Consider the following 24,586-nt stretch of genomic DNA (forward strand, 5'->3'; position numbering starts at 1 on the left):
ACGGAACCGATGAAGATCAGCAACATCCGCGTCACCCACGTCAACGTCCCGCTCGATGCTCCGTTTTGGTGGACGGCTGGTCTCTACGGCGGCGCCTCGAAATCGATCATCGAGGTCGAGACGGACGAAGGCGTGGTCGGACTGGGCGAGGCGCCATGGTGGCATTTCGGCGAGGTGATCAAGGCCGAGATCGCGCCGGCGCTGATTGGCGCCGATCCGCTCGACATCGCCGACTGCGAGACGCGCTGCGTGCCGCCCTGGCAGATTACCGCCAACACCGGCGAGAATGCAGCCTCGGTGGCGTTCGCCGCCGTCGAACTGGCGCTGTGGGATATAAGAGGCAAGGTCTTCGGCATGCCGCTCTACAAGCTGCTCGGGGGCGCGGTGCGCAAGGACATTCCGTTTTCGGAATATTTCGCCTTTCGCCCCGCTCAAGGCGGAGCCGGCGGCGAGATGACCGCCGAAGCGATCGTCGACTACTGTCTCGGCATGCGAGAACAGCACGGCTCGACGATCTTCGAGGGCAAGCTGATCATGGGCGATCCCGAGCTCGAGATCAGGACAGTGCGCATGCTGCGCGAGGCGCTTGGCGATAAGGCGCAGATCAAACTCGATTCCAACATGCAGTGGTCGCTGACCACAGCGCGCTGGGTGCTGCGCGAGATCGAGCCGTTCAACATCCGCAACTACGAGGATCCGGTCGCGACCTTCGAGGAGATGGCTGCGCTGCGCCAGCATTCGCGCATTCCGTTCTCGACGCACATCCCGGATCTCAGACGGGCAGTCGCGCTCGGTGCGCCGGATTACTTCGTCTGCAATTTCGCAGCACTCGGCGGATTGTCGAAAACCCTGAAATTCATCGCCGCCTGTGAGGCGATGGGCAAGGGGTTCTGGTGCTATTCGAACGATCTCGGCATTATGACATCGGCCTATCTGAACGTCGTAGCGGCGACGCCGTGGATCACGGAAGCGTCGCAGTCGCTGTTTCGCTGGCAGACCGGCGACGTCATCAAGGATGGCCCATTCCGGCAGACCGGCAACACGGTGCGTGTGCCGGAGGGTGACGGGCTGGGCGTCGAACTCGATCCGGCCGCCATGAAACGCTGGTCAGCACACTTCGCCGAACACGGGCCGATGCACCATTTCAGCGACCCGAACAACCCCAGCCGCTACCGGCGGCTGCCGCTCAACTGATGCGAAGTGCACGTGACCGATCGATGAGAAGAGGTCCTGTCGTGGTTGCTTTATTCGCGGCGGTTTGCGTCCTGGCCTGCGCTGTCACCTGGGAGGCAGGAAGCCGCGCGGTGGCCCGCGTGCCTCAGCAAAGCTTCACGCTGCCTGTGGGGTTACCGGTGGAGCGCATCGTTCTGCAGCAAGAGGGCGCGCCCGACCTTGCCGGTTGGGTGGCGGATCGGCAGGACAGTTGCGGAACAATCGTGCTGTTACACGGACGCGGTTCAAACAAGCTGGCCACGGTTCCAAGAGCGAAGCTGCTTTTCGAAAGCGGCTACTCGATCGTGCTGTTCGATCTGTCGGGACATGGCGAAAGCGGCGGTGATATCAGAGGCTTTGGTTACATCGAACGGCAGGACGCCAGCCGCATCCTCGCCTTTGCGCGGCAACGCTTCGCCGGTCGCAAGGTGGCGGCCATCGGCTCGTCGCTCGGTGCGGCTGCTTTTGTATTTGGCGCTCAGCAGGAGCATGTCGATGCCTATGTCCTGGAGCAGCTCTACGCGACTTTGCTGGAAACCACGGCGTTGCGAGCGCCCTTGCCTATGTTGCGCGACGTACAGGCGACCATCCTCTTGGCGCAGATGCAGCTCCGCCTTGGCTTCGGGGTAGATGATGTCAGGCCGGTCGATCGCATCGGCGCGATTGATCGGCCGATATTGCTGCTAGCAGGCAATTCGGATCCGTTTGTCGCTCGCAGCCAGACACTGGCGTTGAAAGATGCGGCAGGCGCTGACGCAAAGCTGGTCTGGTTCGACGGCGCGCGGCATGTTGATCTCTATCGCTATGACCAACAGCGGTACCGCGACGCGGTGATGCCTTTCCTGGAGACCAACCTGTGCCGGACCGGGATCAGGTGAGCCGCTCCGTCCGATTAGCCGCGCCCGCGATAGGGGGCGACGCCGGTGTCGGGCAGCCACACACCTTCCGGCGGCGCGCCGGTTTGCCAGAACACGTCGATCGGAATGCCGCCGCGCGGATACCAATAGCCGCCGATGCGCAACCACAATGGCTTGGTCGCGGCGATGATGCGGCGGCCGATCATGACGGTGCATTCTTCGTGGAAGGCGCCATGGTTGCGAAACGAGGTCATGAACAGCTTGAGCGACTTCGATTCCACCAGCAGCGCATCGGGTGCGTAGTCGATGACGATATGGGCGAAGTCCGGCTGGCCGGTGACCGGGCAGAGCGAAGTGAATTCCGGGCAGGTGAAGCGAACGATGGCCGGCGGGCCGTCGCCGCGCGAAAACGGCACGGTTTCCAGGACTGCCGCTTCAGGGCTCTGTGGCGCCTCGACGTTGGTGCCGAGCTGGGTGAGGTTTTTCGTATCGGTCATGAGCAGGTTCCTTGCTGCATGTCGCCCAAAACTGCGCAGCGATTTTGGGACAGCGACATGCGTAAAAACAAAAATTTGCCGCTCATTAGCACAATTTGAAACAGCAGGAAGACGATGACTAGCAACGACCCGCTCCTCCAGCCCTATCGGCTCAAGCATCTGACGCTGAAGAACCGGGTGATGTCGACCAGCCATGAGCCGGCCTATTCCGAGGACGGCATGCCGAAGGAACGCTACCGGCTCTACCATGCCGAAAAGGCCAAGGGCGGCATGGCGCTGACCATGACCGCCGGTTCGGCGATCGTCTCGCGCGACAGCCCGGCCGCTTTTGGCAATCTGCATGTCTATGACGACCGCATCGTGCCATGGCTCGCCGAGCTTACCGATGCCTGCCACGAGCACGATTGCATGGTGATGATACAGATCACCCATCTCGGCCGCCGCACCGGTTGGAACAAGGCCGACTGGCTGCCCGTCCTGTCGGCTTCGCCGGTGCGCGAACCGGCCCATCGCGCCTTTCCCAAGACTATCGAGGACTGGGATATCGAGCGCATCGTCGCCGACTATGCGGCGGCCGCGCAGCGCTGCCAGGCTGCCGGCCTCGACGGCATCGAGTTCGAAGCCTACGGCCATCTGATGGACGGTTTCTGGTCGCCGGCCACCAACCAGCGCGACGACGATTTCGGCGGCTCGCTCGACAACCGGCTGCGCTTCACCGGAATGGTGCTCGACGCAGTGCGTGCCGCGGTCGGCGAAAAGTTCGTCGTCGGCATCCGCATGGTCGCCGACGAGGATTTCGAGAAAGGCCTGTCGAAACAGGAGGGCGTCGAAATCGCCAGGCGGCTGGCCGGCTCCGGCAAGGTCGATTTCCTCAACATCATCCGTGGCTCGATCGAGACCGACGCGGCGCTGACCAAGGTCATCCCGGTGACCGGCATGCGCTCGTCACCGCATCTCGACTTCGCAGGGGAGGTGAGAGCGGCGACGAAATTCCCGACCTTCCATGCGGCGCGGATTTCCGACGTCGCCACCGCGCGTCACGCCATCGCCACCGGCAAGCTCGACATGGTCGGCATGACGCGTGCCCACATTGCCGACCCGCATATCGTCAAAAAAGTGATGGAGGGCCGCGAGCACGAGATCCGGCCTTGCGTCGGCGCCACCTATTGCCTCGACCGCATCTATGAGGGCGGCGAGGCGCTGTGCATCCACAATGCGGCGACGGGCCGCGAGGCTGATATCCCGCATATTATTCCGAAAACCGAGGGACCGAAGCGGAAGGTGGTCGTCGTCGGCGCCGGCGCCGGCGGGCTGGAGGCGGCGCGCGTCGCCGCCGAGCGCGGGCACCAGGTGACGGTGCTGGAAGCATCGAGCCAGGCCGGCGGCCAGGTGCGGCTGGCAACGCAAAACCCGCGCCGCAAGGAATTGATCGGCATCATCGACTGGCGCCTGGCCGAACTCGACCGGCTCGGCGTCGAGATCCGCTATGACAGATGGGCGGAGACGGACGACGTGCTGGCGCTGTCGCCGGACGTGGTGGTGATCGCCACCGGCGGGCTGCCGCAGAACCCGCCTCTGACGGCGGGCGACGATCTCGTCACCTCGAGCTGGGACATCATGGCCGGCAGCGTCAAGCCGGCCGAGAACGTGCTGCTCTATGACGACAATGGCGGCCATCAGGGCATGGGTGCCGCCGAACTGATCGCCAATAGCGGCGCCAGGCTTGAGCTGGTTTCGCCCGAACGCTTCTTCGCCCCGGAAATGGGCGGCATGAACCATGTGCCCTACATGCGCGCCTTCCAGGAAAAGGGGGTCACGGTGACCATCAACACACGGCTGCGCTCGGTGCGGCGCGAAGGCAACCAGCTGATCGCCGAGCTCGCGTCCGACTTCGCCGATGGCTGGCGCGGCGAGCGGCGGGTCGACCAGGTGGTGGTCGAGCACGGCACGCTGCCGCTCGACGATCTCTATCTGGCGCTGAAGCCGCTGTCGAAGAACGCCGGCGCGATCGATTACGAAAAACTGGTCAATGGCGGCGACATCTTTCCGGTGCGCAATCCGCAGAGTGGTTTCGTCGTCTTTCGCATCGGCGACGCGGTAGCCTCACGCAATATCCACGCCGCCATCTATGACGGCATCAGGTTCGGCTTGCGGATCTGAGGAATATTTTGGATTGATTGGTGGCGCGCAGCCGAACCTCCGTACGGAGAGCCACCAGGCACGTCGGTCCGGTCTGCGCGCCGCGCACGCCGCCGGCCATCGCCGGGCACCGTACGATCTTGCGATTGCGGCAGGACGTTCAAAACATCCTGGCGGTGGCCATGCAGAACACGGTGATGACCAGCAGGCCGCCGGCGATGCGTTCGCCTTTTGTCATCTTGGCGCGCAACTGGGTTTGCTTCGCCGCATCAGCGCCGGCCAACTGCCTGCTGGCGGAACCCACCAGCGCGCCCTGAACCCCGGCGGCGATTAACGCCGTCAAGATGCCCAGCGCCAAGACCTTCTCCATCGAGCCGAAAGAGCCGTTGTGGAAGAAATACCACAGCAGCAAGCCGGTGAGGAAAACCACGCCGGCTGCGCCCATTTGCGGCCGGAAGAAACGTTCCGCCCTGATCTCCGGTTCGCGGGCGACCGCGATGGTGGTGCCGGCCCAGAACACGCCCGCCATGACGTGAAGGCCGAGGACGATGATGTAGACATATTGCATGACCGCATTTCCTCTCTTGCCCACCGCCAGGCATATTGATAGATATCAAATGATTAGATGTCAACGCATAAGCTCGAGCCGGTTCCATAGGCTTTGCCCTTGTTCTAGTGTCGGATCATGACGCCCTTTGACCGCCCGCCGATCGGGATGAATCTCGCGCGCACCGCCAAGCTGGTTGCGCAGGCTTTCGACGCTGCCTTGGTCGAGGCAGGCGGCACGCTGCCGGTCTGGGTCACGTTGCTGTCGGTCAAGTCGCGGGAACTGGCCAACCAACGCGAGCTCGCCGGCATGATCGGCATCCGGGGCGCAACGCTGACCCACCACCTCAACGCCATGGAGACGCAAGGCCTGCTGATGCGCCGCCGCGATCCCGAGAACCGCCGGGTTCACCAGGTGGAGCTGACCCAAGCCGGAGAAGCGCTGTTCCTGAAATTGCGCACCGCCGCGTTAGCCTTCGACAAACGGCTGCGGAAGGGATTGTCCGACGACAGGCTGGCAGAGTTTACAGAGGTGCTGGCCGCGCTACGGGCCAATGTCGAGGGTTAGAAATTAGGATAGGAAACGCCATGCGCGAAATTTCGCTGAAGGATGCCGGGGCTACACTCTCGGCGCTGCTCGATCAGGTCGTCGCGGGAGAACCGGCCATCATCACCCGGCACGGCCGCAAGCAGGCGGTCATTTTGTCGTTTCAGGACTACGAAAGACTGGCGCGTGTGCCCAGCTTTGGACAATTGCTGGCAGGATTTCCCGGTGATGAGGATGACCTTCCGCCTCGGCAGATCAGGTCGGTTCGCAAGTCCGAACCATGACGGATCTACGCCCGGCAGCCCTGCAGCACCGTCAGCCTGGCCTTCTTGGACGTTCGCGCCACCAGCCATTCGCGCACGCTGTCCGGCGGCATCGGGAAAGCGATGGAATAGCCTTGCACCTGGTCGCAGCCGATCGCCATCAGTGAGTCGAGCTCGGCTTCGGTTTCGGCGCCCTCGGCAACGATCGAGATGCCGAGAGCGCGGGCGAGTTCTGTGAGGGCACGCACGATCTTGGTGTTGCCGCTGTTCTCGTTGATGTTCTGGACGAAACGGCGGTCGATCTTCAGCCGATCGATCTCGTTTGGATTGACATGGCTGAGCGATGCGTAGCCGGTGCCGAAATCATCGAGCTCAAGATGGATGCCGGCGGCGCGAATGTGCCGCAGCTTTGCCGCGATACCGGTCTTCTCGTCGTCGAGGATGACGGATTCGACGATCTCCAGCGACAGTTTGTGCGCTGGCAGGCCAGCCCTCTCCAGCATGTCGAACAGGAAGACTTCGAAATCTGTCCCGCGCAGCTCCGAGCCGGATACATTGACGGCGATCCGTCCGAAGGCGATGCCTGCGCGGTTCCATTCGGCTGCTTCGTCGATCGCCTTGGCGATGACGATGCGGCCGATCTCGGACATCAAGCCGCATTTTTCCGCGATCGGAATGAACTCGCCCGGCGCGATCATGCCGCGTTCGGCATGCCTCCAGCGAGCCAAAGCCTCGATGCCGCTGATGGCGCCGTCCGACAGCGACACCTGCGGCTGGAAATAGACCTCGAACGCCTTCTCCGAGATGGCGGTCCTGATGTCGAGCTCGAGCTGCTTGCGATAATCGAGTTCGTGCCTCAGCTCCTCGGAGAAGAACGACAAGCTGCCGCCGCCCTGCTTCTTGGCGGAATACAGCGCCAGATCGGCATGGACGAGCAGATCCTGCGCATTGTCGGCGTCGACAGGGTAGACCGCAATCCCGGCACTTACGCCCGGATGCATTGTCGTGCCTCGAAAGACGATCGGCTTGTTGAGCTTGGTCAGGATGCGCCGGGCGACGGTATCGATGTCCTCGGTGCTGCCGGCGCCGTTGAGAATCATGACGAATTCATCGCCGCCGAGCCGCACGTTGAGATCCGACGTACGGCACGAATCACGCATGCGCTGCGCAGCCGCCACCAGCACATAATCGCCGGCGGCGTGGCCGAACGTGTCGTTGATCTGCTTGAACCGGTCGAGATCGAACTGCACCACGGCAACCCGTTCACGCCGTCGCTGCGCGGCATTGATCAGCGTATCGAAATGCTCGGTCAAGAAGGTGCGGTTGTGCAGGCCGGTCAGCCCGTCATGCACTGCGATAAAGGCCATGGAATTGCGCGCATCGACCAGCTCGCGCGTCCTGCGCAGGATGGCATTCGACATTGGCCTGAAAATGAAAAGCGCCACCAGCACGATGACGCCGATGGTCGAGTAGAACAATGTGCGGTTAAGATCGAGAAGTGTTTCGGATCGCTGGTCTGCAAAGGCGCTGATGCGCTGGCCAAGTGCGGCATAGCCCGACAATGTTGCGTTGGCAACGGAAGCGTTCAGGTTGACGCGCTCCTCTCCGCCTTTGTAGCCACCATTGCCGGCCATGTTGAGCCGCGATTCGAATGACGAGATCAGGCGTTCGCCGTTGGCGATAAGCCCGACCGAGAAATAGTCGAGATGGTACGGCTTGGCGAAAAGCACGCTCTCGATCGATTTCGGATCGAACCTTGCCGGCGACGCCGGATCGGCGGCGGTCCGTTCGAGCAGCAGATCGTAGTTTTTCTCGAACTCCACCGTCGCTTGCTTGAGCGCGCTAACCAGTGCCGGCTGCTGGTCGCGTGAGGCGGTGCCGGTCGCGCCGGCAAGGAAGACGATGCGCTGCGACAGGGCTTTTTGTGTGCTGACCACATCGAGCAGTGCATGGTTGTGCTGCTGGGCCGCCATCATCTGCTGCAGCAGGATGAAGGAGGCCACTACCATGGCGGCGATGATCAGCAGAGCCAGCCAGTAGCCGGATTTGATCAGGAGTATGAGCCTGCCCGAAACGGCGTGCACCGGCTGCTGTGACATTTTCTGAGGCGGCCCTCTCGCCAACGAATTCTTGTGCGATAACCTTTGGCTTCAAAGTGTTAACAGGTTTGGGACGGCAACAGGCCGGCGGCGGCGGCCGCGGCGGGAAATCCGCGAAGTGGTTATTGCAATCTTTCGCGGCACCTCCGCATTTGAACATCGTTGCCTTGCCGTGCCATTGCCGCCACCGAAGCGGTCGTTTTTGCGATGGATTTTTCGCCCGCACGGCGCGACAGTCCACCCAATCTCAACAGGGCTTAATCATGAGCGCGGCATTCCTCTCCCACATCGACAGCGAGCTTGAAGGGCTGAAATCGGCCGGCCTTTACAAATCCGAACGGGTGATAACCTCGACCCAGTCGGCCGAGATCGAGGTCGGCGGCGAGAAGGTGCTGAATTTCTGCGCCAACAATTATCTCGGCCTCGCCGACAGCGCCGAACTGCGCGAGGCGGCCAAGCAGGCGCTCGACCATTACGGCTACGGCATGGCGTCGGTGCGCTTCATCTGCGGCACGCAGGAAGAACACAAGCAGCTCGAGGCGACCATTTCTGACTTCCTCGGCACGGAGGACACCATCCTCTACGGCTCCTGCTTCGACGCCAATGGCGGCCTGTTCGAGACGCTGCTCGGCGAGGAGGATGCGGTCATCTCCGATGCACTGAACCACGCCTCGATCATCGACGGGGTACGGCTGTCGAAGGCAAAGCGCTTCCGCTACGCCAACAACGACATGGCCGATCTCGAAGCGCGGTTGAAAGAGGCGCGCGACTGTCGGTTCCGGCTGATCGCCACCGACGGCGTGTTCTCTATGGATGGCATCGTCGCCAATCTGAAGGGCGTCTGCGACCTCGCCGACAAATATGACGCAATGGTCATGGTCGACGACAGCCATGCAGTTGGTTTCGTCGGCACGAATGGCCGTGGCTCGGCCGAACATTGCGGCGTCGAGGGCAGGGTGGACATCATCACCGGCACGCTGGGCAAGGCATTGGGCGGCGCGTCCGGCGGCTACACATCGGGCAGGAAGCAGGTGGTCGACTGGCTGCGCCAGCGCTCGCGGCCCTATCTGTTTTCCAACACGCTGATGCCGGCGATCGCCGGCGCTTCGATCCGGGTTTTCGAGATGATCCGCAATGGCGATGCGTTGCGCCAGCGCCTATATGCCAATGCCGCGCGGTTTCGCTCCGAGATGGGCAAGCTCGGTTTTACGCTGGCCGGCGCCGACCATCCGATCATCCCGGTGATGCTGGGCGACGCGACGCTGGCGCAGGAGATGGCGGCGCGGATGCTGAAGCGCGGCATCTACGTCATCGGCTTCTCCTTCCCGGTGGTGCCGAAGGGCCAGGCGCGCATTCGCACGCAGATGTCGGCCGCCCATTCCGGCGCCGACATCGACCGCGCGGTTGAGGCGTTCGCCGCAGTCGGTCGCGAACTCGGCGTGATTTCCTGAGCGGCCGGATCAAGAGATTCAAGCGACTGAGATTCAAGCGACTGAGGTTCAGGCGACTAAGGTTCAGGGGACAAGAGAATGTCAAACATGATGAAGGCGCTGGTCAAGGCCAAGGCCGAGCCGGGCATCTGGATGGAAGAAGTGCCGGTGCCGGAAATCGGTCCGAACGACGTGCTGATCAAGATCAGGAAGACGGCGATCTGCGGCACCGACGTGCACATCTACAATTGGGACCAGTGGGCGCAAAAGACCGTGCCGGTGCCGATGGTGACCGGCCACGAATTCGTCGGAACCATCGCCGATTTCGGCACGGCGGTGACCGAGTACAAACTCGGCCAGCGCGTTTCCGGAGAAGGCCATATCGTCTGCGGCCATTGCCGCAACTGCCGGGCGGGCAGGGGGCATCTGTGCCGCAACACGCTTGGTGTCGGCGTCAACCGGCCGGGCGCCTTTGGCGAATACCTTGCGATTCCACAGCACAACGTCGTGCCGATCCCCGACGACGTGCCGGACGAGATCGCGGCAATCTTCGATCCCTTAGGCAATGCCGTTCACACGGCATTGTCCTTTGACTTGGTTGGCGAGGACGTGCTGGTCACCGGCGCCGGGCCGATCGGCATCATGGGAGCACTGGTGGCGCAGTGCGTGGGCGCGCGAAAAGTGGTCATCACCGACATCAACCCGGTGCGCCTGGCACTGGCGAAAAAGCTCGGCGTCCAGCATGTCGTCGATGCGTCGAAGGAAAAGCTGCGCGACGTGATGCCGGCGCTCGGCATGACCGAGGGTTTTGACGTCGGCCTCGAAATGTCGGGTGCCGCGCCTGCCTTCCGCGACATGATCGACACTATGAACAATGGCGGCAAGATCGCCATTCTCGGCATTGCGCCGACCGGCTTCGAGATCGACTGGAACAAGGTCATCTTCAAGATGCTGCACCTGAAGGGCATCTACGGCCGCGAAATGTTCGAGACCTGGTACAAGATGATCGCGCTGGTGCAGGGTCCTCTCGATGTCAGTGGCCTGATCACCCACCGCATCGGTATCGACGACTACATCTCCGGCTTCGAAGCGATGAAGAGCGGCAATTCCGGCAAGGTGGTGATGGATTGGTAGGCGATTAGAAACGCCGGCGGGACAGCACCCCCCTCTGGCCTGCCGGCCATCTCCCCCTCAAGGGGGGAGATTGGCAGCTTCGCCGACATCGCTCTTCTTTGGAGATTGGCGAAAGCCGAAGCGACGTCCAATCTCCCCCCTTGAGGGGGAGATGGCCGGCAGGCCAGAGGGGGGTGCTGTCCCGCCTGCATCAAAAGTTGCTGAGGACCTAATCCCCGTACAAAGCCGTCTCAAGCGCGGCCACCCCTTCCGCGACTGCTGTACGTTCATCTGCGCTCAATCTCTCCAGCAGCTCCCGCTCGAACTCCTTCGCCAGCGGCACCATTTCGCGATAGGCGGCAAGCCCCGCTTTGGTCAGCGTCAGATGCTCGACGCGACGGTCTTTCTCGTCTGGCGTGCGGGTCAGCCAGCGGCGCCGCTCGAGTTCGGCGACCGCGCGCGAAACCTTGGTCTTGTGCATGGCCGATTGCTCGCCGAGCGCCGTCGCCGTCATCGTGCCGTGCTGTCCAAGCCCGGCCAGTGTGCGCCATTCGGGCCGGGTCAGGCCGTGGCGGTCCTTGTATATTCTTGAAAATTCGCGGCTGACGGCATCGGCAAGCCGATAGAGCCGGTAAGGCAGGAAGGATTCCAGCTCGAGGATTTCCATGGTTGGCCCTGACTGGGCATGCTGGCGGCTCATGCCGAAATCACCGTTGATGGTTACATTTTCAATGGTTACAAATGAAACCGGTATGGTCAACTCTGAGCATCTTTGCGGATGCGCAAACGATGCTCCGAGACTATGAATTCGGGAGGATTCCATGGCCTATTCCTACATGCCGGGTTTCGGCAACGACTTCGAGACCGAAACGCTGCCCGGCTCGCTGCCGCAAGGGCGAAACTCGCCGCAGCGGCCGGCTTACGGCCTCTATGCCGAGCAGCTTTCGGGCTCTCCATTCACCGCGCCGCGCGGCACCAATGAGCGCTCCTGGCTTTATAGGATAAGGCCGAGCGTGAGGCACACCGGCCGCTTCAAAGCGGCGAATTATCCGCTTTGGAAAAGCGCGCCGAACGTCGGCGACCACCAGCTCGCGCTCGGCCAGTATCGCTGGAGCCCAGTTCCGATGCCGACCGAGCCGACCGATTTCATTGCCGGCATGCGCTCGATCACCACCGCCGGCGACGTGCTCGGCCAGACCGGCATGGCGGCACATGTCTATGTCGCCAACCGTTCGATGGCCGACGATCATTTCTTCAACGCCGACGGCGAGTTGCTGGTCGTGCCCCAGGTTGGAGCCTTGCGCTTCGTCACCGAAATGGGCGTCATCGAATTGCGGCCGGGCGAGCTCGCCGTGCTGCCGCGTGGTCTGGTGTTCAAGGTCGAACTGGTGGATCCGCAAGTGCGCGGCTATGTCTGCGAGAATTACGGCGCCAAGCTGACGCTGCCGGATCGCGGCCCGATCGGCGCCAATTGCCTGGCCAATCCGCGCGATTTCAAGACGCCCTGCGCCTGGTTCGAGGACAAGGACACGCCCTGTCGGCTGATCGCGAAATGGTGTGGCCAGTTCCATGTCACCGAGATCGATCATTCGCCGCTGGATGTGGTGGCGTGGCACGGCAATTATTCGCCCTACAAATATGATCTTGCGACCTTTTCGCCGGTCGGTGCGATCCTGTTCGATCATCCCGATCCGTCGATCTTCACCGTGCTGACCGCGCCGAGCGGCGAGGAAGGCACCGCCAATATCGATTTCGTCATCTTCCCGCCGCGCTGGCTTGTGGCGGAAAACACTTTCCGGCCGCCCTGGTATCACCGCAACATCATGAGTGAGTTCATGGGCCTGATTCATGGTCAGTACGATGCCAAGGAAGAGGGCTTCGTGCCCGGCGGCATCAGCCTGCACAACATGATGCTGGCTCACGGACCCGATGCGTCTGGCTTCGAAAAAGCCTCGCGAGCGGAGCTGAAACCGGTCAAGCTCGACAACACCATGGCCTTCATGTTCGAAACACGCTTTCCGCAGATGGTGACCCGCTATGGCGCCGAGCTCGAAACCCGGCAGGACAACTACATCGACTGCTGGGCCGGCCTGAAGAAGCGCTTCAACGGCACGCCAGAGGGCGACTGGTCTTGAGCGCCGTCGCATGACGGATCGTCTGGTGCTTCTGGGTTCGAAGGGTGGCCCGGCGCTCCGGCCGGGCGGCCCGTGGCCGAGTTCGTCGCTGCTGGAGATTGGCGGCCGCACCATCGTCGTCGATTGCGGGCTGGGCGTAACGCGCGGGCTGACCGATGCCGGCATCAGCCTGAAGGCGCTCGACCTGATCTTCATCACGCATTTGCACTCCGACCATGTGCTGGAACTCGGACCGTTGATCCACTCCGCATGGACGGCCGGCCTGGCAACAAAGGTCGCCGTGTTCGGCCCGCCCGGCACCGGCTACTATTGGCAGCGCTTTTGCCAGGCGATGGAATTCGACATCGAGATCCGCATCGCCGATGAAGGGCGGCCGGATCTCCGCGACATGGTTTCGATCGTCGAGTTTGGTGAAGGCCAGGTGGCGGAAGAGCGCGGTCTCAAAATATCGGCGCTGCGTGTCGACCACCCGCCGGTGACGGATTGCTTTGCGCTGCGCTTCGATCATGCGGGGCAAGGCATCGTCTTTTCGTCGGATACGGCCTTCTTTCCGCCATTGGCGGATTTCGCCCAAGGCGCCGACATACTGGTCCACGAGGCCATGCTGGAAGTGGGTATCGAGCGGCTGGTCGCGAAGACCGGCAACGGCGCAAGGCTGAGGGAACACCTGCTTGCCAGCCATAGCTTTGCCGACGAGGCGGGCCGCATCGCCAGCGACGCAGGCGTCAAAAGGCTAGTCGTCAACCACCTCATTCCGGCCGACGATCCGGAGATCGGCGAGGCCGACTGGATTGCCGCCGTCAGGAAAACATGGGCCGGCGACTTGACGATCGCCCGCGACGGCCTTGTTGTGGGGCTGGAGCATGATCCCGAAAAGTGGGAACCGGTTTTCGGAAGAGATCATGCGTAGAACAAAAAATCAAAGCAGCGCCAAAGCTGCGCCAGGAGAGGAAACCGCATGAAGCTTGCCACATTGAAGGACGGGACGCGCGACGGAAAGCTCGTCGTCGTCTCGCGCGACCTGACGCGGTTTACCGACGCTTCGTTCCTGGTGCGGACGCTGCAGGCCGCGCTCGACGACTGGCATCGCATCGCGCCGCATCTCGCTGCGATGGCCGAATCGCTGGAGAACAACGCGGTGCCGTCTGCCCGCTTTCACGAGCATGACGCTCATTCGCCGCTGCCGCGCGCCTACCAATGGGCCGACGGCTCGGCCTATGTGAACCACGTCGAACTGGTGCGGAAGGCGCGCGGCGCCGAGATGCCGGCAAGCTTCTGGACCGATCCGCTGATCTACCAGGGCGGCTCGGACGCTTTCCTCGCACCGCGCGACCCGATCCGCATGGTCGACGACGCCCTTGGCATCGACATGGAAGGCGAGGTCGCCGTCATCGTCGACGATGTGTCGATGGGCGCAAGCCTCGATGAGGCGCGGGCAGCGATCCGGCTGGTCACGCTGGTCAACGATGTAACGCTGCGCGGCCTGACCGGACCCGAGCTCGCCAAGGGGTTCGGCTTCTACCAGTCGAAACCGTCATCGGCCTTTTCGCCGGTTGCGGTAACGCCGGACGAGCTGGGCGATGCCTGGGACGGCGGCAAGGTCAGCCTGCCGCTGCTGGTCGATCTCAACGGCAAACCGTTCGGCCGGGCGAACGCCGGCATCGACATGACCTTCGATTTTCCGGCGCTGATTGTCCATGCCGCAAAAACGCGGCCGCTGGCCGCCGGCACCATTATCGGTTCGGGCACCGTCTCCAACAAGCTCGACGGCGGGCCGGGCAAGCCTGTCTCGGCGGGCGGCGCCGGCTACTCCTGCGTCGCCGAGCTGCGTATGATCGAGACCATCGAAACCGGCGAACCGAAAACGCCGTTCCTGCGCTTTGGTGATACCGTGCGCATCGAGATGAAGGACAGGGGCGGGCATTCGATCTTCGGCGCCATCGAGCAGAAGGTCGAGAAATACGAGGGGGCAAGAGAATGACGGGCGAGACATTCTATCTGCTGTGCGGTGTCTGGGCCATTGTCATGCTGGCGATCTTCATCCAGGCGATCCGGCTGAGCTATCGGATCGAGGCGCGCTCGCCCGGCCTGACCAACCGCAGCGGCTTTCCGCGCAAGGCGATGATGTTTCACACCGTCACCAACACGAATGTCGCGCTGGACCAGGAAACGCAAGGCACGCGGCGGCGCATGATCGGGCTGCTGCTGATTGTTTTGGCTGGGTTTGCGCTTCTATGGGCGGGTGTGTCGCTATTCCGGGTCGCGCCGTGAAGTCATGGACCTACTGAACCATTTCCGCCGCATGGCGCGCAACAATCTGTGGTCCAACGACCGGCTCTATCGTGCCGTGCTGCAGCTTGAGCCCGGCGAATTCGAAGCCGAACGGACGAGCTTCTTTCCGTCGATCAAGGCAACGCTCAATCACATCCTGGCGGTCGATCACCTCTATCTCGATTTTCTCGAAGAGGGCGGCGTCGGGGCCGCGGTCTACGATGAGTTTTTGCTCTTCGACGAAGCGGACGCGCTCTTTGGCAAGCGGACGGAGGCCGACCGGCGGCTGATCGCCTTTTGCGACCGCCTGTCGGCCGACGATCTCGAGCGCCGCGTTCTCACCGACCGGCGCGAGGACGGCATGATACCGGAACGGATCGGCGACCTGCTCGCCCATCTCTTCATCCACGACATCCATCATCGCGGCCAGGTGCACGCGATGCTGTCCGGCACCTCGGTGAAACCGCCGCAACTCGACGAGTTCTTCCTCGATTATGATCTGAAACTCAGGAAAGCCGAGGTTGAGAGGTTGGTGCTCGAAGGTCGCAATTAGTTGTAGTTACGAAAATTATTGACTTAATTATTGTAGGTACATAAATTCTGATGAAGATCGTTTGGGACGAACCGAAACGGTTGGCCAACATTGACAAGCACGGCTTGGATTTTGCGGCGCTTGATGACGAGTTTTTTTCTTGCCTCGACAATCCGCACTGCCAAGGCCGGTCGTCTCATGGCAATTGGCCGGATCATCGATGGCATCGTTGCGGTGGTGTTTGCCCGGCTCGGTTCCGAGGGCATCTCGATAATTTCGATGCGCCCGGCAAGTCCCGCGGAAAGGAGATTGTTCAATGGCAAAGCGTAAGGTGCGCACCGAGTTCGAAGCTGGTCGCGGCTACAGCAAAGAAGACTGGGAAGCCGTTTCGGAGAATCCGGAATGGACAGAGGAGGATTTTCGAAACGCTCGTCCTTTCGCCGAAGCGTTCCCTGAGCTTGCCGAAAGCATTCGCCGTTCGCGCGGCCGGCCGGCTCTCGATAATCCGAAGAAGCAGGTAACACTCCGTCTCGACAGTGACGTAGTCGCCCGCTTTCGTGCCGGCGGCCCCGGCTGGCAGAGCCGCATCAACGAGATTCTGCGCAAAGCCGCCGGCCTCGCCAAATAGACGTTTGCCTGTGACAACGTCATTTGACATACCCGTCCCATTCGGGACCGAGTTCGTCAAAATCGTCGGCAATCCTGATTTTGCCCTTCATGGCGCCGACACGAGGCAGGGACTCGGGCACGGCTAGCGGCACGAGGCGCGCCGCAACCTTGCCGCGACGGGTAATCACAATCTCTTCGCCAGCTTCCGCGCGGCTGACGAGTTCCGACAGTCTTGCCTTGGCCTCTGCGATAGCAATGTTCATGGCCAAAGTCTGAGCTACTACTGACCGAATCGCAAGAAGTCCGGTTAGCCTACTCCGCCGCCTGCACCTTCAGCACGCCGCGCTTGATCTGGTCCTGCTCGATCGATTCGAACAGCGCGCGGAAATTGCCCTCGCCAAAACCTTCGTCGCCCTTTCTCTGGATGAACTCGAAAAAGATCGGCCCGATCACGGTTTTCGAAAAGATCTGCAGCAGGATCTTGGTCGTGCCGCCGTCGACCACGCCTTCGCCGTCGATCAGGATACCGTGCTTCTTCATGCGCTCGATCGGCTCTTCGTGGCCGTTCACGCGGGCATAAGACATGTCGTAATAGGTCTCGGGCGGGCCCGGCATGAACTTCAGGCCGTTGGCGGCCAGCCTGTCGGTGGCACCGTAGATGTCGTCGGTGCCGACGGCGATGTGCTGGATGCCCTCGCCATTATACTTCTTCAGATATTCGGCGATCTGGCTGGTCTCGTCCTTGGACTCGTTCAGCGGGATGCGGATCTTGCCGCAGGGTGAGGTGATGGCGCGGCTGACCAGGCCGGTGATCTTGCCGTCGATGTCGAAGAAATGGATCTGCTTGAAGCCGAACAGGTCGCGATAGAAATCCCACCATTTGTCCATCTGGCCGCGATAGACATTGTGGGTGAGGTGGTCGAGGTAATAGAAGCCGACGCCTTCCGGCTTCGGGTCACGCTCGCCCAGCCAGTCGAACTCGGCATCATAGGCCGAGCCCTTCTCGCCGTAGGTTTCGATGAAATAGAGCAGCGATCCGCCGATACCGACGATCGCCGGCACATCGAGCGTCTTGTCGTTGCCTTCATAGGGCGTCGCGCCCTTGGCCACCGCGTGATCGAAGGCATGCCTTGCATCGACCACCCGCCACGCCATCGAGGCGGCGCAAGGGCCGTGCTTGTCGACGAATTTCATGGCATGCGAGCCGGGTTCGGCATTGACGACATAGTTGATGTCGCCTTGCCGCCAGACGGTGATATTCTTGCTGCGGTGCTTGGCCACCGGCACATAGCCCATGCGGGTGAACAGCTCGGCGAGCTTTTCCGGCTCGGCATGCGCGAATTCGACGAACTCGAAGCCGTCGGTGCCGGCGGGATTGGTTTTGCTGATCTTGGCGGGTGGTGCGTCGTGCGGGAAGGGACCCATGGCATTGCTCCGAAATCTGGAACTGGCCGCGTCGGCCATCTGAACTCAATTATAGCGCGGAGCGAGTGCAAATTGCTTGCATTCAAACGCTTGAAATGGTCTGATCATGCGCGAGTTGTGCACTGCGGACCCGAAATTCATGGATGAGGCGCGCATCGACCAGTTTGACCGCAAGATAATGGCTCTTTTGCAGGGCGATGCACGGCTGACCAACAACGATCTGTCGGAACGGGTGAACCTGTCCGCGTCGCAGTGCTCGCGTCGTCGCCAGCGGCTGGAGGAGGACGGCTATATCAAGGGTTACCGGGCGGTGCTCGACCGCGACAAGCTCGGTTTTTCCCTGGTCAACGTCATCTCGGTGACGCTCGCCACCCACAACCGCGACAATGCGCAGCGTTTCGGCGAACTAGTGGCGCGACTGCCGCAAGTGCAGGAAGCGCACGCGCTGACCGGCGAGATGGATTATATATTGAAAGTGGTGACGCCGGACCTGAAGTCGCTGTCGGAATTCGTCAATAGCGTGCTCCTGCCGCACGAATCGGTGCAGCACGTGAAGACGGCGATCGTGCTGGAGACGCTAAAGGAAACCGGCGCGCTGCCGATTTAGCCCAGACGGCTTTTCGTTAGATATGGCGGAGGGACAGCACCCCCCTCTGGCCTGCCGGCCAATCTCCCTCTCAAGTGGGGAGATTGGCAGCTCTGACCTCGCTGCCCACTCCGCAACGCTGAAAATTGGCGAAAGCCAACGCGACATCCAATCTCCCCACTTGAGGGGGAGATGTCCGGCAGGACAAAGGGGGTGTGAAGGATCGCCACAGTGCGGAACTTGACTTCCTCCGCTCGGAATGTGAGGCCTCTCACCCCTTCGACTGCTGGATCAGCCCATAAAGATTAGTGCAGCGCGCGCCGGAACGGCAATAGGCGAAGACCGGGCCATCAAGCTCATCCAGTGCCTCGGCCTGGTCCTCGACATTTTCGGCCGTGATCTGGCCGCTGATGACAGGGATGTAGCGGAAGGCGAGCCCGGCGCCCTCGACCGCCGCTTTGACGGTGTCGGCCGATGGCTGGCCGGGCTGCTCGTCGTCCGGCCGGTTGCAGATCACGCTTTTGAAGCCGGCGGCCTTGATGGTCGCGACATCCTCGGGCTGGATCTGGCCCGAGACCGAATAGTCCTCGCTGATTTGACGGTATTCCATGGCGGTGTCCTCGCAATCTGGTTAGCGGCAGTCTTGCCACTCCCTGACCCGGTCGGCAATCCGCGCGAAAAGAAATCCATCCGCGCAGATAGGGATTTCGATGCCGGAAATCCAGCCGGGCTAACGCGGTACGTCGCCAGGACGCATCATGCGCCAGCCCGGCTGGATGAACCGGATCGGTCGGCTCAGCTGCCGAGGATCGCGCCTTTGATCTGGGCGATGTTGTTGTGCATCAGGTCGATATAGGTCGCGGCCGGGCCGTCGGGCTGCGACAACGCATCGGAATAGAGCGTGCCGCCCACCTTGATGCCGGTCTCGCTGGCGATCTGCTCGATCAGCCGCGGGTTGGTGATGTTCTCGACGAAGATCGCCGCCGCCTTGTCCTGCTTCACCTGGCTGACCAGCTTGGCGACGTCGGCGGCGGAGGGCTCCGACTCGGTCGACACGCCTTCCGGGGCCAGGAACGTCAAGCCGTAGGCCTGCTCGAAATAGCCGAAGGCGTCATGCGAGGTGATGACGACGCGCTTCTCCTGCGGGATCGACTGGATCGCCGCCTGCACTTCGCCCTCAAGCGCCTCGAGTTTCTGCGTATAGGCGGCTGCATTGGCCTTGTAGCTGTCGCAACCCGCAGAGTCGGCCGTGCAAAAGGCGTCGGCGATGTTCTTCACATAGATCTTGGCATTGGCGATCGACTGGAAGGCATGCGGATCGGTGACCGTCTTGCCGCCATCGGTTTCCGCGCCTTCGGCGGCATCGGCCTCGGCGAATTCGGGTTTGAAATTGATCGGCGTGACCCCCTTGGTCAGCACGGCAATCGAAGCCTTGGTGGCGCTGGCGTCGACCAGGCGCTGCAGAAAACCTTCGAAATGCAGGCCGTTGACCAGCACGATGCCGGCCTTGGCCATCGTCACAGCATCGGCGGGGCTCGGCTCGTAGACGTGGGCGTCGCCGTCCGGCCCGACGATGGTGGTCAGATCGATGCGGTCGCCGCCGACATTCTTGGCGAAATCGGCGATGATCGTGAAGCTGGCGACCACCTTCAAAGGCTCAGCAAAGGCCGAAGATGCGCCAAAGGCGGTTAATGTTATAACACTCACGGCCAAAGCGGCGCGGATCGATTTCAGCATGGACAGTTTCTCCTTGTTGGGATCAGGCAGTTCTGTGGCGGTGATGGACGATGCGGGCGCGCAGGATGCCGCGCGTGCCGAACAGGATCGAGGCGAAATAGACGACGCCGGCGGACAGGATGATGGCCGGGCCGGAGGGCAGCGACGCATGGTAGGACAACAGCAGCCCGGCAATGCAGGAGGCAAAGCCAATCACTGTGGCCAGCACGCACATCGGCTCGACGCGCGAGGTCCAGAAGCGGGCCGCCGCTGCCGGCAGCATCATCAGCCCGACCGACAGCAAGGTGCCGAGCGCCTGGAAGCCGCCGACGAGGTTGAGCACGACGAGGCCGAGAAAGATGAAATGCACCGGGCTGCCCATCCGGCTGACCGAGCGCAGGAACAAAGGGTCGAGGCATTCGGCGACCAGCGCCCGCCAGAAGATGGCGAGGCTGACCAGCGTCACCACGACGATACCGCCGATCAGCGTCAGCGCCTCGTTGTTGAGCGCCAGCACGGTGCCGAAGAGCACATGCATGAGATCGACGCTGGAGCCGCGGATCGACACCATGAGCACGCCGATGGCCAGCGAAATCAGATAGAAGGCCGCCATAGAGGCGTCTTCGCGCTGAATGGTGAAGCGCGAGACGGCGCCGGCGCCGAGCGCCACGATGATGCCGGCGATCAGTCCGCCGATCGTCATCGGCAGGATCTCCAGGCCATAGAACAGGAAGCCGGCGGCAGCACCCGGCAGGATGGCATGCGCCATGGCATCGCCGGACAGGCTCATGCGCCGCAGCATCAGGAACACGCCGACCGGGCAGGCGCCGAGCGACAGCATCATCGAACCGGCGAGCGCCCGCTGCATGAAGGCGTAGTCGGCGAAAGGAGCGACGAACAGACCGTAAAGCACCTCCATCATGCCGCCCTCGGCCCGGAGCCGTGATAATGGTCGTGGTCATGGCCGTGCTCGTGGCCACCGTGCTCGTGATCATGCTCGCTGGGCTCACACCACGGCGCGTTGTCCTCCCAGGCTTCATGGAAGCGGCGCGCGCGCAACAGATTCTCCGGCTGCAGCGTCTCCCTGGTCTCTCCCCAAGCGATCGGCTGGCGCGCCAGGAGCAGTGTTTCGGGGAAATTCTGCCGCACCAGATCGAGATCGTGGACCACAACCATGATCGTGCGTTCCTCGCCATGCCAGCGCTTGATCAGCGCGATCAGGTCGCCGACCGTCTTGCTGTCGACCGCGTTGAACGGCTCATCGAGCAGGATGAGCTCGGCATCCTGCAGCAGCACGCGGGCAAACAGCGTGCGCTGCAGCTGGCCGCCCGACAGTGTGTCGATGGGCCGCTTCTCGAAGCCGCCGAGGCCGACGGCCATCAGCGCCTTGCTGACCGAGTCGCGATCTTCCCTCGTATAACGGCCGAGCATGCCGCGCCGCGGCCACAGACCAAGCGAAACCAGGTCGACGACCCGGGCCGGAAAGGAGCGGTCGAGTTCCGATTGCTGCGGCAGATAGGCGGCGCGCACGCCCGGCGCCCGGATCACCGCGCCGGCCATCGGCTTCAGGACGCCGACAATGCCCTTCATCAGCGTCGATTTGCCGGAGCCGTTGGCGCCGACGACCGCCGTCAGCGATCCCTTGCGGATCGTACCATTGAGGTGGTGGACCGCAGGATGGCTATTGTAGCCCAGCGTCAGGTCGCGGAAGGTCAGGCAGGTTTGGCTCATGTGACGATCCATGGGGCGATGATCGGTGCTGCAGGGGCGGATTCGATATGTGATGTTATTACATTAGTCAACAAGCCAATCGGGCGGAATTGCGGCCGGGGCGTCTTGTTGTGTGCTTTGGCTTGGCTCAAGAAGTTCCGCTCGAGCGGCCTTGCCGCCGGCGAACCCGGCCCCTAAACAGGCGCAGCGACAAGAGGAGAAGGAATATCCAATGAGCATTCGTCGTATCGATGTAGGCCCGCGCATGAGCCAGATCGTCATCCACGGCAACACCGTCTATCTGGCCGGTCAGGTCGGCAAGCCGGGCGGAAACGTCGGTGCCCAGACCAGGGACATTCTGGCGGCGATCGACGAATTGCTGGCCAAGGCCGGCACCGACAAAACCAAGATCCTGCAGGCGATCATCTGGCTGGCCGACATGAGCACCTTTGCCGAGATGAACGCGGAATGGGACAAATGGGTACCGCAGGGCAACACGCCGGCCCGCGCCACCGGCGAAGCCAAGCTTGCCGGACCGGAATATCTGGTCGAGATTATTGTTACCGCGGCGATTTGAGGCGTAGCTCCTAACCCTCCCCCTCGAGGGGAGGGTCGGCGAGTAGTCGGAGCGAAGCGGAGACTGCGAGACGGGGTGGGGTCGGCGAGGTTGCACCGACCCCACCCCGCGTCACAAAATGCCGCCACGCGGCAATTTGCTCCGCGACCCTCCCCTCAAGGGGGAGGGTTTACCCCTGCGACGGCGTGAACCGCGCCACCAGCGTGTGGTTCTCTGCCGCATAGGTGAAGCGGACATGGGTGACGGGGTGCTCGGCGCTCCATGTCCGCCGCTCGATCACCAGGCACGGCGCGCCCGTCGCGATGTCGAGTGCCGCCGCTACGTGCTTTTCGGCGGCAACCGCGCGGATGCGATGCTCGGCCGCACTCCACGGCACACGGCCGATCAGCCACGGACCGGGCGCGGTGTCGAAAAACGCCTCTTCGGCGGCCTCCGGCACGGCAGCCAGGTTGATCAGCCGCTGCTCGTGGGCGAACGGCCGCTTGCCGGCGAAATGCCGGCATTCCAGCACCAGCACCGGCCCGGCGACGTCGAGTTCCAGCAGGGCGCGGTCGTCGGCGCTGCTGCGCCTTCTGTTTCGCGCCATGCGCTCATAGCGGTAGGGCAGGCCAAGTGCCTCGACCTCGATCCGGATGTCGTGGATTTCGAGAACGGCTGCCTGCGACTGCGGCCGGCGGACAAAACTGCCGGAGCGACGCCGGCGCTCGATCAGCCCGGCCTTGGCCAGTTGCGACAGCGCCTTGTTTACTGTCATGCGCGAACAATTGTATTCGGCCGTCAGTTCATGCTCGAACGGAATGCGGTGGCCGGGCGCCCAGGCACCCGACAGGATCCGTTCGCTGATGTCCGACAGGATGCGCTGGTGCAGCGAAAGAACCTCGCCGCCGTCCGCGCTTCCAGAATCCGCGCTTATTGTCCCGATCATGCTCATGCCGAAAGCGCCGTCATGACCTTGCGGAAGCGCTCGGCGATAACATCGCGCCTGGCATGCATGCCGCCGCTGACCAGTTTCTTGCCATGCACCCAGACGCAATCGATCTTGGTGCCGTTGGCAAAAATCCAGGCGTCGAGGATTGCATCGCCCGTCTTGCCGGCCAGCGATGGATGCTTGCCGTCGAGCGAGACGAAATCGGCCGAGGCACCTGCTGCGATCTGCGAGAGGCCGGCGCCCAACGCGGCACTGCCGCCATCGAGCGCTGCATCGAACAAAGCACGGCCGGTCGAGCCACCGGCCACCGCCAGCACGTTGCGGGCGCGGTGGGCGAGGCGCTGCGAATATTCGAGCTGCCGCAACTCGTCCGGCAGGCCGATCAGTACGTTTGAATCCGAGCCGATGCCGAAGCGGCCGCCATGCTGCATGAACAAGGACGCGGCAAAGGTGCCGTCGCCGAGATTGGCCTCGGTGATCGGGCAGAGACCGGCAACGGCGCCGCTGTTCGCCAAATCGGTCGTCTCGGTGTCGGTCATGTGGGTGGCGTGGATGAGGCACCAGCGCTGGTCGACCTTGGCGTTGGCAAGCAGCCATTCGACCGGCCGCGCGCCGGACCAGGCAAGGCAGTCCTCGACCTCCTTCATCTGCTCGGCGATGTGGATGTGGATAGGCCCCTCCGGCGCCATCACCGTGATGTTTTCCAGTTCCTCCGGTGTCACGGCACGCAGGCTGTGCGGGGCGACGCCCACGACGCCTTGATTCAGCGCGCGAATGGATTCGCGGCATTTCTCAACAAGCCGCGAGAACTGGTTCACATCGTTGATGAACCGGCGCTGGCCTTCATTTGGCGCAGCGCCGCCGAAAGAGGAATGCGCGTAGAACACCGGCAGCAAAGTCAGCCCGATGCCTGTCTCGGACGCTGCAGCAACAATGCGCTCCGCCATCTCGGCGATGTTGGCATAGGGCCGGCCGTCATGGTCGTGGTGGAGATAGTGAAACTCGCCGACGCGCGAGAACCCGGCCTCCAGCATCTCGACATAGAGCTGGGCCGCGACCGCCTCGACTTGGTCCGGCGTCATCGACAGCGCGAAACGGTACATCACCTCGCGCCAGCTCCAGAAACTGTCGGCGGAAGGGCCCCGCAATTCGGCAAGGCCGGCCATGCCGCGCTGGAAGGCATGGCTGTGCAGGTTCGGCATCCCTGATAGCAGGATGGCACGGCGCTCGTCGCCAGGCAGGAGCGAGGTATTCGCCTTGACCGTGGCGATCCTGCCGTCGGAGATGACGATCCGCACATTGCTGTGCCAGCCGTCGGGCAGAAGCGCCTGTTCCGCAAAGATTCCTGTCACGTTTTTCTCCAAATCCCGGTCTGCCGTGCGATGATAGCGCTT

General features: G+C 62.5%; 27 protein-coding genes and 1 pseudogene. 16 read left to right on the forward strand and 12 right to left on the reverse strand.

Annotated elements, in window-relative coordinates; genetic code table 11:
- The first annotated feature begins 9 nt into the window (after positions 1–9).
- Both NKJ91_RS21100 and NKJ91_RS21105 read left to right on the forward strand, forming a co-directional pair.
- Positions 10–1,194, forward strand: coding sequence for a mandelate racemase/muconate lactonizing enzyme family protein (locus tag NKJ91_RS21100; RefSeq protein ID WP_352457119.1), 1,185 nt, complete (start codon positions 10–12; stop codon positions 1,192–1,194).
- Between the two features lie 110 nt (positions 1,195–1,304).
- Positions 1,305–2,090, forward strand: coding sequence for an alpha/beta hydrolase (locus NKJ91_RS21105; protein WP_352457120.1), 786 nt, complete (start codon positions 1,305–1,307; stop codon positions 2,088–2,090).
- A gap of 14 nt (positions 2,091–2,104) precedes the next feature.
- Here NKJ91_RS21105 and queF read toward each other — a convergent pair whose 3' ends face one another.
- The gene (queF, locus tag NKJ91_RS21110) at positions 2,105–2,566 is read right to left on the reverse strand and encodes a preQ(1) synthase (protein ID WP_023674394.1); all 462 of its coding nucleotides are present in this window, start codon (positions 2,564–2,566) and stop codon (positions 2,105–2,107) included.
- A 114-nt stretch (positions 2,567–2,680) separates the two neighbouring features.
- Here queF and NKJ91_RS21115 point away from each other — a divergent pair, with 114 nt between their 5' ends.
- Positions 2,681–4,726, forward strand: a complete 2,046-nt coding sequence (locus tag NKJ91_RS21115; RefSeq protein WP_352457121.1) for an oxidoreductase — start codon at positions 2,681–2,683, stop codon at positions 4,724–4,726.
- Positions 4,727–4,865: 139 nt separating this feature from the next.
- Here the strand turns inward: NKJ91_RS21115 and NKJ91_RS21120 are convergent, their stop codons facing one another.
- Positions 4,866–5,273: a hypothetical protein gene (locus NKJ91_RS21120; RefSeq protein ID WP_023674396.1), complete on the reverse strand. Its 408-nt coding sequence runs from the start codon at positions 5,271–5,273 to the stop codon at positions 4,866–4,868.
- Positions 5,274–5,390: 117 nt separating this feature from the next.
- Here NKJ91_RS21120 and NKJ91_RS21125 point away from each other — a divergent pair, with 117 nt between their 5' ends.
- Together NKJ91_RS21125 and NKJ91_RS21130 are read left to right on the forward strand one after the other, a co-directional pair.
- Positions 5,391–5,819, forward strand: coding sequence for a MarR family winged helix-turn-helix transcriptional regulator (locus tag NKJ91_RS21125; protein WP_352457122.1), 429 nt, complete (start codon positions 5,391–5,393; stop codon positions 5,817–5,819).
- Between the two features lie 20 nt (positions 5,820–5,839).
- Positions 5,840–6,082, forward strand: coding sequence for a type II toxin-antitoxin system Phd/YefM family antitoxin (locus NKJ91_RS21130; protein WP_352452273.1), 243 nt, complete (start codon positions 5,840–5,842; stop codon positions 6,080–6,082).
- Positions 6,083–6,087: 5 nt separating this feature from the next.
- On the opposite strand, the gene NKJ91_RS21135 is transcribed toward NKJ91_RS21130, so the two are convergent.
- Entirely contained in the window at positions 6,088–8,160 is a 2,073-nt protein-coding gene (locus NKJ91_RS21135) for a putative bifunctional diguanylate cyclase/phosphodiesterase (RefSeq protein ID WP_352457123.1), read from the reverse strand.
- Between the two features lie 263 nt (positions 8,161–8,423).
- Between NKJ91_RS21135 and NKJ91_RS21140 the strand changes: the two genes are divergently transcribed.
- Positions 8,424–9,611 carry a glycine C-acetyltransferase gene (locus NKJ91_RS21140; RefSeq protein WP_352457124.1) on the forward strand — a complete coding sequence of 396 codons (1,188 nt, stop codon included), beginning with the start codon at positions 8,424–8,426 and terminating at the stop codon, positions 9,609–9,611.
- A 78-nt stretch (positions 9,612–9,689) separates the two neighbouring features.
- Positions 9,690–10,724 carry an L-threonine 3-dehydrogenase gene (gene tdh / locus NKJ91_RS21145; RefSeq protein WP_352457125.1) on the forward strand — a complete coding sequence of 345 codons (1,035 nt, stop codon included), beginning with the start codon at positions 9,690–9,692 and terminating at the stop codon, positions 10,722–10,724.
- A gap of 208 nt (positions 10,725–10,932) precedes the next feature.
- On the opposite strand, the gene NKJ91_RS21150 is transcribed toward tdh, so the two are convergent.
- On the reverse strand, positions 10,933–11,370 hold the full coding sequence (locus NKJ91_RS21150; protein ID WP_352457154.1) for a MarR family winged helix-turn-helix transcriptional regulator: 438 nt from the start codon (positions 11,368–11,370) through the stop codon (positions 10,933–10,935).
- 154 nt (positions 11,371–11,524) lie between these two features.
- Here NKJ91_RS21150 and hmgA point away from each other — a divergent pair, with 154 nt between their 5' ends.
- From hmgA to NKJ91_RS21185, 7 genes and pseudogenes are all read left to right on the forward strand, one after another.
- Entirely contained in the window at positions 11,525–12,838 is a 1,314-nt protein-coding gene (hmgA, locus tag NKJ91_RS21155) for a homogentisate 1,2-dioxygenase (protein WP_352457126.1), read from the forward strand.
- A gap of 10 nt (positions 12,839–12,848) precedes the next feature.
- Positions 12,849–13,748 (forward strand): MBL fold metallo-hydrolase, encoded by a 900-nt coding sequence (locus NKJ91_RS21160; protein ID WP_352457127.1) that lies wholly within the window; start codon positions 12,849–12,851, stop codon positions 13,746–13,748.
- Between the two features lie 48 nt (positions 13,749–13,796).
- The gene (locus tag NKJ91_RS21165; RefSeq protein WP_352457128.1) at positions 13,797–14,819 is read left to right on the forward strand and encodes a fumarylacetoacetate hydrolase family protein; all 1,023 of its coding nucleotides are present in this window, start codon (positions 13,797–13,799) and stop codon (positions 14,817–14,819) included.
- On the forward strand, positions 14,816–15,109 hold the full coding sequence (locus NKJ91_RS21170; protein ID WP_352457129.1) for a hypothetical protein: 294 nt from the start codon (positions 14,816–14,818) through the stop codon (positions 15,107–15,109). Before NKJ91_RS21165 ends, NKJ91_RS21170 begins: the two co-directional genes overlap by 4 nt.
- Positions 15,110–15,113: 4 nt before the next feature.
- A complete protein-coding gene (locus NKJ91_RS21175; RefSeq protein WP_352457130.1) occupies positions 15,114–15,662 on the forward strand; it encodes a DinB family protein in 549 nt (182 codons plus the stop codon).
- A gap of 50 nt (positions 15,663–15,712) precedes the next feature.
- A pseudogene (locus NKJ91_RS21180) lies at positions 15,713–15,971 on the forward strand (BrnT family toxin).
- On the forward strand, positions 15,958–16,269 hold the full coding sequence (locus tag NKJ91_RS21185; protein WP_352457131.1) for a BrnA antitoxin family protein: 312 nt from the start codon (positions 15,958–15,960) through the stop codon (positions 16,267–16,269). Before NKJ91_RS21180 ends, NKJ91_RS21185 begins: the two are co-directional and overlap by 14 nt.
- Positions 16,270–16,288: 19 nt before the next feature.
- Here NKJ91_RS21185 and NKJ91_RS21190 read toward each other — a convergent pair whose 3' ends face one another.
- Together NKJ91_RS21190 and hppD are read right to left on the reverse strand one after the other, a co-directional pair.
- A complete protein-coding gene (locus NKJ91_RS21190; RefSeq protein ID WP_352457132.1) occupies positions 16,289–16,513 on the reverse strand; it encodes a type II toxin-antitoxin system Phd/YefM family antitoxin in 225 nt (74 codons plus the stop codon).
- A 49-nt stretch (positions 16,514–16,562) separates the two neighbouring features.
- Positions 16,563–17,675 (reverse strand): 4-hydroxyphenylpyruvate dioxygenase, encoded by a 1,113-nt coding sequence (hppD, locus tag NKJ91_RS21195; RefSeq protein ID WP_352457133.1) that lies wholly within the window; start codon positions 17,673–17,675, stop codon positions 16,563–16,565.
- Between the two features lie 139 nt (positions 17,676–17,814).
- Here hppD and NKJ91_RS21200 point away from each other — a divergent pair, with 139 nt between their 5' ends.
- Positions 17,815–18,282 carry an Lrp/AsnC family transcriptional regulator gene (locus tag NKJ91_RS21200; RefSeq protein ID WP_352457134.1) on the forward strand — a complete coding sequence of 156 codons (468 nt, stop codon included), beginning with the start codon at positions 17,815–17,817 and terminating at the stop codon, positions 18,280–18,282.
- Positions 18,283–18,532: 250 nt separating this feature from the next.
- Here NKJ91_RS21200 and NKJ91_RS21205 read toward each other — a convergent pair whose 3' ends face one another.
- The 4 genes from NKJ91_RS21205 to aztA all read right to left on the reverse strand — a co-directional run bounded on the left by NKJ91_RS21205 (position 18,533) and on the right by aztA (position 21,708).
- Positions 18,533–18,871: a protein tyrosine phosphatase family protein gene (locus NKJ91_RS21205; RefSeq protein WP_352457135.1), complete on the reverse strand. Its 339-nt coding sequence runs from the start codon at positions 18,869–18,871 to the stop codon at positions 18,533–18,535.
- A 185-nt stretch (positions 18,872–19,056) separates the two neighbouring features.
- Complete coding sequence (aztC, locus tag NKJ91_RS21210) at positions 19,057–19,998, reverse strand: zinc ABC transporter substrate-binding protein AztC (protein WP_352457136.1); 942 nt, start codon at positions 19,996–19,998, stop codon at positions 19,057–19,059.
- Positions 19,999–20,020: 22 nt separating this feature from the next.
- Positions 20,021–20,896, reverse strand: a complete 876-nt coding sequence (gene aztB, locus NKJ91_RS21215; protein ID WP_352457155.1) for a zinc ABC transporter permease AztB — start codon at positions 20,894–20,896, stop codon at positions 20,021–20,023.
- Positions 20,896–21,708, reverse strand: a complete 813-nt coding sequence (gene aztA, locus NKJ91_RS21220; protein ID WP_352457137.1) for a zinc ABC transporter ATP-binding protein AztA — start codon at positions 21,706–21,708, stop codon at positions 20,896–20,898. Before aztA ends, aztB begins: the two co-directional genes overlap by 1 nt.
- 211 nt (positions 21,709–21,919) lie before the next feature.
- Here aztA and NKJ91_RS21225 point away from each other — a divergent pair, with 211 nt between their 5' ends.
- Positions 21,920–22,264, forward strand: coding sequence for a RidA family protein (locus tag NKJ91_RS21225; RefSeq protein ID WP_023674415.1), 345 nt, complete (start codon positions 21,920–21,922; stop codon positions 22,262–22,264).
- Positions 22,265–22,433: 169 nt separating this feature from the next.
- Here NKJ91_RS21225 and hutC read toward each other — a convergent pair whose 3' ends face one another.
- Positions 22,434–23,195: a histidine utilization transcriptional repressor HutC gene (gene hutC, locus NKJ91_RS21230; RefSeq protein ID WP_352457138.1), complete on the reverse strand. Its 762-nt coding sequence runs from the start codon at positions 23,193–23,195 to the stop codon at positions 22,434–22,436.
- Positions 23,192–24,544 carry a formimidoylglutamate deiminase gene (locus NKJ91_RS21235; protein ID WP_352457139.1) on the reverse strand — a complete coding sequence of 451 codons (1,353 nt, stop codon included), beginning with the start codon at positions 24,542–24,544 and terminating at the stop codon, positions 23,192–23,194. The genes hutC and NKJ91_RS21235 overlap by 4 nt, the downstream gene beginning before the upstream one ends.
- Positions 24,545–24,586: the final 42 nt, after the last annotated feature.

Source organism: Mesorhizobium sp. M0040 (assembly GCF_040323505.1).
GTDB lineage: Bacteria > Pseudomonadota > Alphaproteobacteria > Rhizobiales > Rhizobiaceae > Mesorhizobium.

Bases quoted from the DNA above. Each gene is read 5' to 3' on its own strand.
- hppD (WP_352457133.1), bottom strand. From the start codon at position 17,675: ATGGGTCCCTTCCCGCACGACGCACCACCCGCCAAGATCAGCAAAACC.
- NKJ91_RS21140 (WP_352457124.1), top strand. From the start codon at position 8,424: ATGAGCGCGGCATTCCTCTCCCACATCGACAGCGAGCTTGAAGGGCTG.
- NKJ91_RS21165 (WP_352457128.1), top strand. From the start codon at position 13,797: ATGAAGCTTGCCACATTGAAGGACGGGACGCGCGACGGAAAGCTCGTC.
- NKJ91_RS21135 (WP_352457123.1), bottom strand. From the start codon at position 8,160: ATGTCACAGCAGCCGGTGCACGCCGTTTCGGGCAGGCTCATACTCCTG.
- NKJ91_RS21175 (WP_352457130.1), top strand. From the start codon at position 15,114: ATGGACCTACTGAACCATTTCCGCCGCATGGCGCGCAACAATCTGTGG.
- hutC (WP_352457138.1), bottom strand. From the start codon at position 23,195: ATGAGCATGATCGGGACAATAAGCGCGGATTCTGGAAGCGCGGACGGC.
- NKJ91_RS21115 (WP_352457121.1), top strand. From the start codon at position 2,681: ATGACTAGCAACGACCCGCTCCTCCAGCCCTATCGGCTCAAGCATCTG.
- NKJ91_RS21150 (WP_352457154.1), bottom strand. From the start codon at position 11,370: ATGGAAATCCTCGAGCTGGAATCCTTCCTGCCTTACCGGCTCTATCGG.
- NKJ91_RS21125 (WP_352457122.1), top strand. From the start codon at position 5,391: ATGACGCCCTTTGACCGCCCGCCGATCGGGATGAATCTCGCGCGCACC.
- NKJ91_RS21185 (WP_352457131.1), top strand. From the start codon at position 15,958: ATGGCAAAGCGTAAGGTGCGCACCGAGTTCGAAGCTGGTCGCGGCTAC.
- hmgA (WP_352457126.1), top strand. From the start codon at position 11,525: ATGGCCTATTCCTACATGCCGGGTTTCGGCAACGACTTCGAGACCGAA.
- NKJ91_RS21170 (WP_352457129.1), top strand. From the start codon at position 14,816: ATGACGGGCGAGACATTCTATCTGCTGTGCGGTGTCTGGGCCATTGTC.
- tdh (WP_352457125.1), top strand. From the start codon at position 9,690: ATGTCAAACATGATGAAGGCGCTGGTCAAGGCCAAGGCCGAGCCGGGC.
- NKJ91_RS21130 (WP_352452273.1), top strand. From the start codon at position 5,840: ATGCGCGAAATTTCGCTGAAGGATGCCGGGGCTACACTCTCGGCGCTG.
- NKJ91_RS21190 (WP_352457132.1), bottom strand. From the start codon at position 16,513: ATGAACATTGCTATCGCAGAGGCCAAGGCAAGACTGTCGGAACTCGTC.
- NKJ91_RS21100 (WP_352457119.1), top strand. From the start codon at position 10: ATGAAGATCAGCAACATCCGCGTCACCCACGTCAACGTCCCGCTCGAT.
- NKJ91_RS21200 (WP_352457134.1), top strand. From the start codon at position 17,815: ATGGATGAGGCGCGCATCGACCAGTTTGACCGCAAGATAATGGCTCTT.
- aztC (WP_352457136.1), bottom strand. From the start codon at position 19,998: ATGCTGAAATCGATCCGCGCCGCTTTGGCCGTGAGTGTTATAACATTA.
- aztB (WP_352457155.1), bottom strand. From the start codon at position 20,896: ATGGAGGTGCTTTACGGTCTGTTCGTCGCTCCTTTCGCCGACTACGCC.
- NKJ91_RS21205 (WP_352457135.1), bottom strand. From the start codon at position 18,871: ATGGAATACCGTCAAATCAGCGAGGACTATTCGGTCTCGGGCCAGATC.
- aztA (WP_352457137.1), bottom strand. From the start codon at position 21,708: ATGAGCCAAACCTGCCTGACCTTCCGCGACCTGACGCTGGGCTACAAT.
- NKJ91_RS21225 (WP_023674415.1), top strand. From the start codon at position 21,920: ATGAGCATTCGTCGTATCGATGTAGGCCCGCGCATGAGCCAGATCGTC.
- queF (WP_023674394.1), bottom strand. From the start codon at position 2,566: ATGACCGATACGAAAAACCTCACCCAGCTCGGCACCAACGTCGAGGCG.
- NKJ91_RS21160 (WP_352457127.1), top strand. From the start codon at position 12,849: ATGACGGATCGTCTGGTGCTTCTGGGTTCGAAGGGTGGCCCGGCGCTC.
- NKJ91_RS21120 (WP_023674396.1), bottom strand. From the start codon at position 5,273: ATGCAATATGTCTACATCATCGTCCTCGGCCTTCACGTCATGGCGGGC.